This window comes from Bradyrhizobium sp. NP1 (assembly GCF_030378205.1).
Classification (GTDB): Bacteria; Pseudomonadota; Alphaproteobacteria; order Rhizobiales; family Xanthobacteraceae; genus Bradyrhizobium.
On sequence record NZ_CP127385.1, the window covers coordinates 2,678,457 to 2,689,813 of the forward strand.

Below are 11,357 nucleotides of genomic sequence, written 5' to 3' on the forward strand. Positions count from 1 at the left end.
GGCCGAACCGGACGGCATCAGGCCGGCGCCGGGGCGAGTAGTCCAATTCCAACATTCGCATCCCATTGCAGCGGGCACTTTGCGAATGCTGGAATTAAAGGACCACTCGCAAATATATGATTCTAGTGGAGCATTGGATTTGACGTTCGCATCGTGGACTCGCGGCGAGCCGGCAGCGAACATCAAATCCGCTCCACTAGATTGACGGCGTGGCAGGCCACGCCGCCGATCAGTTGCGGCGCCTCGCGCCGGCAGAGATCGAAGGCCAGCGGACAGCGCGGGTTGAAGGCGCAGCCGGGCGGGGGATTGATCGGATTGGGGATTTCGCCCTTGACCGGGATGCGCTGGCGGCCGGACATCGCCAGATCCGGCACCGCGCCGAGCAGCATCTTGGTGTAGGGCATGCGCGGACCCGCGAACAGCGCACGGCCCTCCGCGATCTCGACGATGCGGCCGAGATACATCACGCCGATGCGGTTCGCCATGTGGCGGACCACCGCGAGATTGTGGCTGATGAAGAGGTAGGTGAGGCCGAACTTGTCCTGCAGGTCGCGCATCAGATTGAGGATCTGCGCCTGCACGGAGACGTCGAGCGCCGAGGTCGGCTCGTCGCAGACGATGAACTCCGCCTCCGACGCCAGCGCGCGCGCAATCGCGATGCGCTGGCGCTGGCCGCCGGAAAATTCATGCGGATATTTCACGCCGTCGTCGGGATGCAGGCCGACCAGGCTCAAGAGTTCGCCGACGCGCTCCCTGATGGCGCGCTCGCCCTGGATCAGGTTGAAGGCGCGGATCGGCTCGGCGACGATGGCATCGACCCGGAAACGCGGGTTGAGACTCGCATAGGGGTCCTGGAACACCATCTGGATGCGGCGGCGCAGCCGTTGCCGCGCCTGCGCCTGTCTCGCGCTCGACATCGACACGCCGTCGATGATCACTTCCCCTGATGATGGCGGCAGGAGGCCGACCACCATGCGCGCGACCGTGGTCTTGCCGGAGCCGGACTCGCCCACCAGCGCAAAGGTCTCGCCCTTCCTGATCTCGAAGCTGACGCCATCGACCGCCTTCAGGAATTCGACATGGCCGCCTTCGATCACGCGGTTGAGCCAGGGCTTCGAGACGTCGAAGACGCGGCGCAAGTTCCTGATCTGGACGAAAGCCGCTTCGCTCATGCCGCGCTGTCCTTGGCGCTCGCGTCATAAAGATGGCAGGCGACCGCCTGGGCGCCTTGCCGGATCGGCTCCGGCCGCTCGATACGGCAGCGGTCGAAGGCAAACGCACAGCGCGGGTTGAACGAGCAGCCTTGCGGGATGGCCGACAGCCGCGGCATCGAACCTGGAATCTGCACCAGCCGCTTGTCCTCGCCGGCCAGCGTCGGGATCGCGCCCATCAGTCCCTTGGCGTAGGGGTGCAACGGATTGCGGATCACGTCCTGCACCGGGCCGATCTCGGCCACGCGCCCCGAATACATCACGGCGACGCGGTCGCAGGTCTCGGCGATGACGCCCATGTCGTGGGTCACCAGCATCACGGCGGTGCCGTGGTCGCGGCCGAGCCGCTTGATCAGCGTGATGATCTGCGCCTGGACGGAAACGTCGAGTGCGGTGGTCGGCTCGTCCGCGATGATCAGCTCGGGCTCGGCGCAGATCGCAAGTGCGATCACGACGCGCTGGCGCATGCCGCCGGAGAACTGGTGCGGATAGCCGTCGATGCGCTTCTCGGGCGCGGAAATGCCGACTTCCGCGAGCAGGTCGATGGCGCGCTTGCGCGCCGCGGTCTCCGACAGCGCCAGATGGGTGCGGATGGTCTCGACGATCTGGTCGCCGATCCGGTAGAGCGGGTTGAGGCTGGTCAGCGGGTCCTGGAAGATCATGCCGATCCGCTTGCCCCTGACGCGGCGCAGTTCGTCCGGCGGCAGGTTGTCGATCCGCATGCCGCCAAGCCGCACCTCGCCGCCGGCGATGCGGCCGGGCGGGTCGAGCAGGCCGATGATGGCAAGCCCGGTGACCGACTTGCCGGCGCCGGATTCGCCGACCACGCCCAGCACCTCACCCTTGGCGATATCGAAGGAGATGCCGTCGATGGCGCGCAGCGTGCCGCGGCGGGGTGCGAACTCCACCAGAAGGTTACGCACGGAAAGCACGGGTTCGGTCATCGCAGTTTCGGGTTGAGCGCGTCGCGCAGCCAGTCGCCCAGCAGGTTGATGGAAAGGATCAGCGTCGCCAGCGCCAGCCCGGGGAAGGCGACGATCCACCATTCGCCGGCAAACAGATAATTGTTGCCGATCCGGATCAGGGTGCCGAGCGAGGGCATGGTGTCGGGCATGCCGGAGCCGAGGAACGACAGCGTCGCTTCCGTGATGATGGCGAGCGCGAGGTTGATGGTGGCAATCACCAACACCGGCCCAAGCGTATTGGGCAGCACATGGCGCAGCATGATCTTTGGCGCCGGCAGGCCGATCAGCTCGGCGGCCGCGACATAGTCCTTGTTCTTCTCCACCATGACCGAGCCGCGCACGGTGCGCGCATATTGCACCCAGAAGGAGAGGCCGATCGCGAACACCAGCACGCCCAGCATGCTCATCTCGTCGAGCCGGTTGCCGAACACCGACTTGACCACGCCGTTGACGAGCAGCGCGATCAGGATCGCGGGGAAGGTGAGCTGCACGTCGGCGATGCGCATGATCAGGCTGTCGATGATGCCGCCGAAATAGCCCGCGATCAGGCCGAGGCCGATGCCGAGCGTGCCGGAGAACGCTACGCCGAGCACGCCGACGATGAGCGAGATGCGCAGGCCGTAGAGGATCGCGGAAAACACGTCGCGGCCCTGCTCATCGGTCCCGAGCAGGAACGGGCTCTGGCCGTCGGCGGTCCACAGTGGTGCAATGCGCGAATTCATCAGCTGGAGCTGTGCCGGATCGAACGGGTTCTGCACGGCGAGCAGCGGCGCGAAGATCGCGAGCAGGAAGAACAGCGCCGTCACTGCCGCGGCCACCATGGTGAGCCGCGAGCGGCGGAACGAATAGAACACGTCGCTTTCGACCAGCCGCGCGAACAACCCGGCCGGACGAGCCGGGGCGGGCGCGCTGCCTGATTCAGTTCGATGCGGGAGGGCGGCGTCGCTCATTGTGTCAGGCCGGTCGGCTGATGGTCGCGCGCAGGCGCGGATCGACCACGGTGTAGAGGATGTCGACCACCAGGTTGATGGTGACGAAGATCAGCGAGACCATCAGCAAGTAGGCCGCCATGATCGGAATATCGACATTCTGCACCGCCTGCACGAACAACAGCCCCATGCCTGGCCACTGGAACACGGTCTCGGTGATGATCGAGAATGCAATAACCGAGCCAAACTGCAGGCCGACGACCGTGATGACGGGGACGAGCGTGTTCTTCAGCGCGTGGCCGAAATGGATCGCGCGGGTGGTGAGCCCGCGGGCGCGGGCGAAGCGGATATAGTCGGTGCGCAGCACCTCCAGCATCTCGGCGCGCACCAGCCGCATGATCAGGGTCATCTGGAACAGGCCGAGCGTGATCGAGGGCATGATCAGCGCCTTCAGCCCCGACAGCGTGAGGAGGCCCGTGGTCCACCAGCCGATCTTCACGACCTCGCCGCGCCCGAAGGAGGGCAGCCAGCCGAGCGTGACCGAGAACAGGTAGATCAGCAGGATGCCGATCAGGAAGGTCGGCAGCGAAATTCCGATGAGCGAGACCGCCTGAAACGCCTTCGCCAGAAAGGTGTCGCGGCGCAGTGCCGAATAGACCCCCATCAGGATGCCGAACACGAGCGCCAGGATGGTCGCACAGGTCGCAAGCTCCAGCGTCGCCGGCAACCGCTCCATCAGAAGCGTAGCGACCGGCTGGCGGAACTGGTAGGAGACGCCGAACTTGAACTGCGCGGCATTGACAAAATAATGCGCGAACTGCACCAGCACGGGATCGTCGAGGCCGAGCGAGTGGCGGATCGCGGCGCGCTCGGCGGCCGAGGTGTCGATCGAAACCATCTGGTTCACGGGATCGCCGGCGAAACGGAACATCGCAAAGGCGATGACGCCGACGGCGATCATGACGCCGACAGCCTGGAGCGCCCGACGAAGCGTGAAGGCGAGCATCTGTTCCTTTCACTTCATTTTCGGAGCATGATCGGTTCTGATTGAATCAGAACCGAGGCTCTGGATTGACGCGCTTTCTTCACGCGGACCGGTGCCCACTTGGCTCGAAAACGCGATGGCGTGCGCGTCGTCGCTTGGCAAAAAAGCAAAAGTCCCGGAAGCATGATGCCACCGGGACTTTGGTTATGAGAAACCCTATTCTTCCTGTTTGGTCGCCCAGTAGAGCAGGACCTGGTTGTCCGCGCGCTGGGTCAGCTTCACTTTCTTCGAGACGCCCCAGGACAGCGCCTGCTGATGCAGCGGGATGTAGCCAAAGTCCTTGATGCTGATCTCGAAGGCCTGCTTGATCATCTGGTCGCGCTTGGCGACGTCGGGTTCGATCAGAATCTTGTCGGCGAGGGTGTCGATCGCGCGATTGCAGTAGCCGCCGAGATTGGCTTCGCCGCGCGTCGGGTCCTTGGCGTCGTCGCGGCAGCCCATGATGTCGTGCAGCACGTTGTGCGAATCCATCGAGGCCGGGGTCCAGCCCAGCATGTAGAAGGAGGTCTTGAAGCCGCCGGGCTTCAGCACTTTGGCGAAATACTGCGCCTTGGGCTGAGCCAGCAGGTTCACCTTGATGCCGATGCGGGCCAGCATGCCGACCACCGCCTGACAGATCGCGGCGTCGTTGACATAGCGGTCGTTGGGACAGTCCATCGTCACTTCGAACCCGTCCGGATAGCCCGCCTCGGCGAGCAGCTTCTTGGCGGCATCGGGGTCGACTTTCGGGCGCGCGAAATCCTTCGACAGCGCGAACAGCTGCGGTGCCACCATCAGCACGGACGGGGTCGACAAGCCCCGCATGACGCGGTTCTTGATCAGCTCGACGTCGATCGCCCGGTAGAAGGCTTCGCGGACGCGGATGTCCTTGAACGGGTTCTTGCCCTTGATGTTGGAGTAGAGCAGCTCGTCGCGGGCCTGGTCCATGCCGAGGAAGAGGGTACGGACTTCGGGTCCGTTGAGCACGGTCGCGACCCCGCTCGAATTGACTCGCTGGATGTCCTGGATCGGCACCGGCTCGACGACGTCGACTTCGCCCGACAGCAGCGCGGCCACCCGCGTCGCATCGGAGGAGATCGGCGTGAAGATGATTTCCTTGAGATTATGCTCGGGCTTGCCCCACCAGTTCGGGTTGACCTTGAAGACGGTCTTCACGCCGGGCTGATGGCTCTCGATGATGAACGGGCCGGTGCCGTTCTCGTGCAGCGAGGCATAGCTCGGTGTGGTGGCGGAGGCTGGCGTCGGCGCGACCGAATTGTTCTCCTCGCACCATTTCTTGTCCATGATGTACCAGCCGTCCCATTGCGAGGTGAGAATGGGGTTCGGCGAATCCAGCAGCACGTCCACGGTATAGTCGTCGACCTTGACGAATTTGGCGTCGGCCGGGACGTTGGAGAGGAAGTTGGAGCCGGTGGCGCGCACGCGCGCGGCGGAGAAGATCACGTCGTCGGCGGTGAAGGGATCGCCGTTGTGGAACTTGACGCCCTTGCGCAAATGGAAGCGCCAGCGCGTCGGCTCCGGCGTCTCCCAGCTTTCCGCCAGCGCCGGAACGATTTTCAGCTCCTTGTCGCGTCCCACCAGACCCTCATAGACATGGGCGTGATGGGCGATCGTCGTGGTCTCCTTCAGCGTGTAGGGATCGAGCGATTTCAGGTCACCCTGGTTGGCGTAACGCAGCGTCTGGCTCGATGCCGGTGACAGGCCGATGACGGCTATGGCGACGCTCGTCGCTGCGAACACGATATGACGGACCGACATCGGCTCTCCCCTGTGGCGCGCCGTCCAATTTTTTTTCCGTATCGGCGCGGTATGATGGAACCATGTTGACAGAGTTTATCCGCGGCGCAAGGGCGATTTCCGCGGCAATACGAGGCTGCTTGCCGCGGCGGTGCGCCGTCACCGCCGTCTGGCTTCGATCAGGCCAAATCGGCGATTTTCGGAATTCAAGCGCGATCGACGTGAATTTTGTGCAACATGCGCTTGCGTGCTGATCAAATCGGAAGCGGCCTTGACAGGGTAGGATTGCGCGCACCGCTTCGCGGCTGCGAGGGGCGGCGAGTTCACGGGCTTCGAAGGGCGCCAGATGGCGGAACTGAGGGCGGAGGTTCTTGTGCTCGGCGCCGGCATGGTCGGCGTCGGTGCCGCCTTGCATTTGCAGAGTCGCGGACGCGACGTGATCATGGTCGATCGGCAGGAATTGGCGGGCGAAGGCACAAGCTTCGGCAATGCCGGCATCATCGAATGCGCGTCGGTCTTCCCCTACATGTTCCCGCGCGATTTCGGTGAGATCCTTCGCTATGCACTGAACCGGGCGCCGCAGGTGCGCTATCGGCTGCGCGATCTGCCGACCTTCGCGCCATGGCTGCTGCGCTATTTCCGCGCCTCCTCGCCGAAGCGGGCCTTGCACAGCGCGATGGCCGAGTTGCCGCTGATCCGGCGCAGCCTGGTCGAGCATGAAGCCCTGATCAGGGAAGCCGGCGTGCCCGAACTGTTGCAGCGAAACGGCTGGCTCAAGCTCTATCGCTCCGAACCGACGCTGAAGGCGGCGTTGCGCGATTTCGAACGCGCCAGGCAGTATGGCGTCGAGGGCGATATCCTCGACAACGCGGCGATCCGGCTGCGCGAGCCGCATTTGAGCGGGGATTTCGCCGGCGCCATCCACCTGCCGGCGCCCGCCTTCGTTCCGGACCCCGGCGGCCTGGTCAAGGCCTATGTCGCGCTGTTCAGGCGCAAGGGCGGCCGCTTCCTCGCCGGCGACGCGCGGACGCTGGAACAGGCCAGCCGCGGCTGGCGCGTCAGCATCGAACAGGGCGCGGTGAACGCACGCGAGGTCGTGGTTGCGCTCGGGCCGTGGTCCGATCTGGTGTTCGAGCGGCTCGGCTATCCCATTCCGCTCGGCATCAAGCGTGGCTATCATCTGCATCTGGCAGCGCGCGGCAATGCGGTGCTCAACCGCCCGGTGCTGGATGCCGATCAAGGTTTCGTGCTGGCGCCGATGAACCGTGGCATCAGGCTCACCACGGGCGTGGAATTCGCCCCGCGCGATGCGCCGCCCAGGCCCGTCCAGATCGAGCGGGCGCTGCCGAAGGCGCATGGGCTGTTTCCGCTGGGCGAGGCGGTCGACGCCAGGCCCTGGATGGGCGCGCGGCCTTGCCTGCCGGACATGCTGCCGGTGATCGGCCGGGCGCCGCGCCACGACGGGCTGTGGTTCGATTTCGGCCACCAGCACCATGGGCTGACGCTGGGGCCCGCGACCGGGCGGTTGCTGGCCGAAATGATGACGGGGAAGGAGCCGTTTGCCGATCCCGCGCCGTTTGCGGTCGAACGGTTTGGTTGACCATATTTGGCGGAAACGCCTTTCACGCCGCCGTGTCCGGCCGGCAGGTCGCTTGCGTCGCACCGCAACTCGCGGTGATATGGGCTGAAACGACCCAGCGCAGGAGCGGAAATGAAGGTTAATGTCGAGATCGATTGCACCCCGCTCGAAGCCAGGCAATTCCTGGGTCTCCCCGATGTCGGGCCGATGCAGACCGTGATGATGGAAAAGCTGCAGCAACAGATGGCCGCCAACATCGAGAAGATGTCGCCCGAGGCGCTGATCCAGAGCTGGTTCAGCTTCGATCCGAAGCTTGCCGAGCGGTTTCAGGACATGTTCGTGGCGATGCTCGGTGGTCCGCGCTCCAGCGACAAGAAGAGATAATGCGCGCGGGCTCCAGCGAAGCGGACGAGCCGGGCCGGCTGCGGGCGCCGGGCCTCGCGCTGCTGCTTGCGGAAGCGCGCGGGATCTTCGAGCTCAACTCGAGCCTGCTGCTGTCGCCCCTTCTGATGCGCGCGCCGCGCGGCGACGGCCATCCGGTGCTGACCTTGCCGGGATTTCTCGCCAGCGATCTCTCGATGGTGCCGATGCGGCGGTATCTCAGCGAGCTCGGCTACAATGCCCATCCCTGGCGTATGGGCCGCAATATCGGCGGCTTGGTACGGCTCAAGCAGGCGCTGCTGGATCGGCTGGCCGAGATTCACGCCGATGTCGGCTGCAAGGTTTCGATCGTGGGCTGGAGCCTGGGCGGCGTCTATGCGCGCCATCTCGCGTTGCAGGCGCCGGAGATGATCCGCCGTGTGGTGACGCTGGGCAGCCCGTTCGCCAACGACGTGCGTGCGACCAACGCCACGCGTCTGTACGAGACGCTGTCGGGCGAGACGGTGGAGACCACCTCCGAGCTGCGTGAGGCCATAGCCGGCGACCTGCCGGTGCCGGCAACCTCGGTCTATTCGAAGAGCGACGGCATCGTGAACTGGCGGACCTGCCTGCTCCGGCCCACCGACACGGCCGAGAACATCGAGGTCTATTTCGCCAGCCATATCGGGCTCGGCGTCAATCCGGCGGCGCTGTGGGCGGTGGCCGACCGTCTTGCGCAGGCCGAAGGCGAGTTTCATCCCTTTGACCGCTCCGGGCCCTTTGCCATTGCATATGCGCCTGCGGAAAAGGCACAATCGGCCTGAACCGCCAAATCCGCAAGAAGCGCCGACCTCAAGGCGCCGCGTGATCTCGGGAGGAAAGCATGGGTGACGGCAAAAAACTGTCCTCGCTGGACGCATCGTTTCTGTATCTGGAAACCCCGGAAATGCCGATGCATGTCGGCAGCATGGCGATCTTGCGCCTGCCCGACGGCTACAAGGGCGACTTCTTCGAGGAGTTCAAGGCGATGATCGCCTCGCGGCTCCACGTCGCGCCGATCCTGAAAGCCCGCCTGGAAAAGACGCCGCTCGACATCGACCATCCGTCCTGGGTCGAGGACGACCAGTTCGACATCGACCGCCACATCTTCCGCGCCAGCCTGCCGGCGCCGCGCGACCGCGCCACGCTTGAGCGCATCGTCGGCTGGATGCATGCCAAGCTTCTGAACCGCGCGCGGCCGCTCTGGGAGTTCTACGTCTTCGAGGGCATGAAGGACAACGAGATCGGCCTCTATTCCAAGATGCATCATGCCTGCATCGACGGCGGCGCAGGTGCTGCGCTGACCAACATGATCTACGACATCACGCCGGTGCCGCGGCAGGTCGATCCGCCGAGCGCGAAGGCCAAGGTCGGTCAGGAGCCGCGCGACATCGCCGCCAACCTGCTCGATTCCTACCAGCAGCTCTGGACCCAGCCGCTCGAGGCGGCGGCCGCCGCCAAAAGCGTCGAGCTGCCGCGCTCGGGCAAGAGCGATCTCGGCTCGATCCTGTTCGACAACGCGATGTACCAGATCGAAAGCGCGATGCGCTTTGCCGGCAACATCCCGACCATGCTCAAGAGCGTGTCCGACGTGATCGGCAAGATCTCCGATCCCAAGGCGCGTGACAGCCTCGCCAGCATGATGTCGCCGCCGACCATCCTCAACAAGTCGATCTCCTCGGAGCGCAGCTTCGCCGGCACCTCGATCTCGCTGTCGCGCGCGAAAGCGCTGGCAAAGCTGTCTGGCGGCAAGCTCAACGACGTGGTGCTGGCGCTCGCCTCCGGCGTGGTGCGGCGCTATCTGCTCTCGCAAGGCGCGTTGCCGAACAAGTCGCTGACCGCGGGGGTGCCGATCTCGCTGCGCGAGGAAGGCAATGCCGAGGCCAACAACCAGGTTTTCGGCATGATCTGCTCGATCGCCACCAATGTCGAGGATCCGAAGACGCGGCTTGAGACCATCATCGCGCAATCGACCCGCTCCAAGGAAATGTCGCATCCCTTGCGCGCGCTGATGCCGCAGGTCTCCAACATCTCGATGCTGGGTACGCCGATCCTGGTGCAGATCATGGCACTGCTCTACAGCCGCTCCAGCCTCTCCGACGTGCTGCCGCCGGCCACCAATATCACTGTTTCCAACGTCCCCGGGCCGCGGCAGACGCTGTATGCCGCGGGCGCTGAGCTGCTGCACATCTTCCCGGTCTCGATCTCGACCCACGGCATCGCGCTCAACATCACCGTGCAGAGCTACCGCGATCAGCTCGACTTCGGCTTCATTGTGGGGGCCAACATCATCCCCCATGTCCAGGTGCTCTGCGACATGCTGCCGGAGGAGTTCGCCGCGCTGGAAGCGGCCTACGCGCCGCCGCCGGCCGACATCAAGGGCGCGGCCGAGTAGCGCGCCCAAGCCAGACGGGACGACGACCATGATCGAAATGCCGCCGCTGCAGTTCGCGTCCACCAACGGGATTCGCATGGGCTACTACGAGGCCGGCCCGAAAACGGACCAGCCGCCCGTCATCCTCTGCCACGGCTGGCCTGAGCTCGCCTTTTCCTGGCGTCACCAGCTCAAGGCGCTGGCCGAGACCGGCATCCGCGTGATCGCGCCGGACCAGCGTGGCTATGGCGCAACCGACCGGCCCGAGGCGGTCGAGGACTACGACATGGAGCATCTCACCGGCGATCTCATCGGGCTGATGGATCACCTGAAGATCGACAAGGCGATCTTCGTCGGCCACGACTGGGGTGGCTTCATCATCTGGCAGATGCCGCTGCGGCACATCGACCGCGTCGCCGGGGTGGTCGGCGTCAACACGCCGCATACCAACCGCGTCTGGGCCGATCCGATCGAGCTGCTGCGCGCCCGCTTCGGTGACAAGATGTATATCGTGCAGTTTCAGGATCCCGGTCGCGAGCCAGACCGCATCTTCGGCAGCCGCGTCGAGCAGACGTTCGATGCCTTCATGCGCAAGCCGGCGCCGCGCAGCGAGACAGCGCCGCCCGAGCAGCCGGTCGCGGGCGTCGGCGCTTCGCCGCGGCTCAACCTGGCCTTTCCGCAGATGATCGCGAACTACGACGCCAAGCATGATCCGCGCACGCCGATCCTGTCGGCGGAAGAGAAGCAGGTGTTCGTCGACACCTTCAGCAAGACCGGCTTCACCGGCGGCATCAACTGGTATCGCAACATGTCGCGCAACTGGCAGCGCTCGGAAGGCCTCGACCATACCGTGCGGGTGCCGGCGCTGATGATCATGGCCGAGCTCGACCAGGTGCTCCCGCCATCGGCTGCCGACGGCATGGAGAAGCTGATCCCGGACCTGGAGAAATATCTGGTCCGCGGCAGCGGCCATTGGACGCAGCAGGAAAAGCCGGAGGAGGTCAGTGCCAAGCTGATCGAATGGCGTAGAAGGCGGTTCGGATGACGACCAAGTCGTCATTCCGGGGGCGCGAAGCCAACCATGGTGCGCAATTGATCACCTGAGAATCTCGAGATTC

Annotated in this window: 10 protein-coding genes; 5 read left to right on the forward strand and 5 right to left on the reverse strand. The window is 64.8% G+C overall.

Annotated features, from left to right (window positions below; translation table 11 throughout):
• Positions 1–182 precede the first annotated feature (182 nt).
• From QOU61_RS12715 to QOU61_RS12735, 5 genes are all read right to left on the reverse strand, one after another.
• The gene (locus QOU61_RS12715; RefSeq protein WP_289658844.1) at positions 183–1,172 is read right to left on the reverse strand and encodes an ABC transporter ATP-binding protein; all 990 of its coding nucleotides are present in this window, start codon (positions 1,170–1,172) and stop codon (positions 183–185) included.
• Positions 1,169–2,155 (reverse strand): ABC transporter ATP-binding protein, encoded by a 987-nt coding sequence (locus QOU61_RS12720; RefSeq protein WP_289658846.1) that lies wholly within the window; start codon positions 2,153–2,155, stop codon positions 1,169–1,171. The genes QOU61_RS12715 and QOU61_RS12720 overlap by 4 nt, the downstream gene beginning before the upstream one ends.
• The gene (locus QOU61_RS12725; protein WP_289658848.1) at positions 2,152–3,126 is read right to left on the reverse strand and encodes an ABC transporter permease; all 975 of its coding nucleotides are present in this window, start codon (positions 3,124–3,126) and stop codon (positions 2,152–2,154) included. The genes QOU61_RS12720 and QOU61_RS12725 overlap by 4 nt, the downstream gene beginning before the upstream one ends.
• Positions 3,127–3,130: 4 nt before the next feature.
• The gene (locus tag QOU61_RS12730; protein WP_289658850.1) at positions 3,131–4,111 is read right to left on the reverse strand and encodes an ABC transporter permease; all 981 of its coding nucleotides are present in this window, start codon (positions 4,109–4,111) and stop codon (positions 3,131–3,133) included.
• A 195-nt stretch (positions 4,112–4,306) separates the two neighbouring features.
• Entirely contained in the window at positions 4,307–5,908 is a 1,602-nt protein-coding gene (locus QOU61_RS12735; protein WP_289658852.1) for an ABC transporter substrate-binding protein, read from the reverse strand.
• A 325-nt stretch (positions 5,909–6,233) separates the two neighbouring features.
• Between QOU61_RS12735 and QOU61_RS12740 the strand changes: the two genes are divergently transcribed.
• The 5 genes from QOU61_RS12740 to QOU61_RS12760 all read left to right on the forward strand — a co-directional run bounded on the left by QOU61_RS12740 (position 6,234) and on the right by QOU61_RS12760 (position 11,284).
• Positions 6,234–7,487: an NAD(P)/FAD-dependent oxidoreductase gene (locus tag QOU61_RS12740; protein ID WP_289658853.1), complete on the forward strand. Its 1,254-nt coding sequence runs from the start codon at positions 6,234–6,236 to the stop codon at positions 7,485–7,487.
• A gap of 111 nt (positions 7,488–7,598) precedes the next feature.
• Positions 7,599–7,850 (forward strand): DUF6489 family protein, encoded by a 252-nt coding sequence (locus tag QOU61_RS12745; protein WP_289658855.1) that lies wholly within the window; start codon positions 7,599–7,601, stop codon positions 7,848–7,850.
• The gene (locus QOU61_RS12750; protein ID WP_289658857.1) at positions 7,850–8,650 is read left to right on the forward strand and encodes an esterase/lipase family protein; all 801 of its coding nucleotides are present in this window, start codon (positions 7,850–7,852) and stop codon (positions 8,648–8,650) included. The genes QOU61_RS12745 and QOU61_RS12750 overlap by 1 nt, the downstream gene beginning before the upstream one ends.
• Before the next feature lie 59 nt (positions 8,651–8,709).
• Complete coding sequence (locus QOU61_RS12755) at positions 8,710–10,260, forward strand: WS/DGAT/MGAT family O-acyltransferase (protein WP_289658859.1); 1,551 nt, start codon at positions 8,710–8,712, stop codon at positions 10,258–10,260.
• Positions 10,261–10,288: 28 nt separating this feature from the next.
• Positions 10,289–11,284 (forward strand): alpha/beta fold hydrolase, encoded by a 996-nt coding sequence (locus tag QOU61_RS12760; RefSeq protein WP_289658861.1) that lies wholly within the window; start codon positions 10,289–10,291, stop codon positions 11,282–11,284.
• The last annotated feature ends 73 nt before the right edge of the window (positions 11,285–11,357 follow it).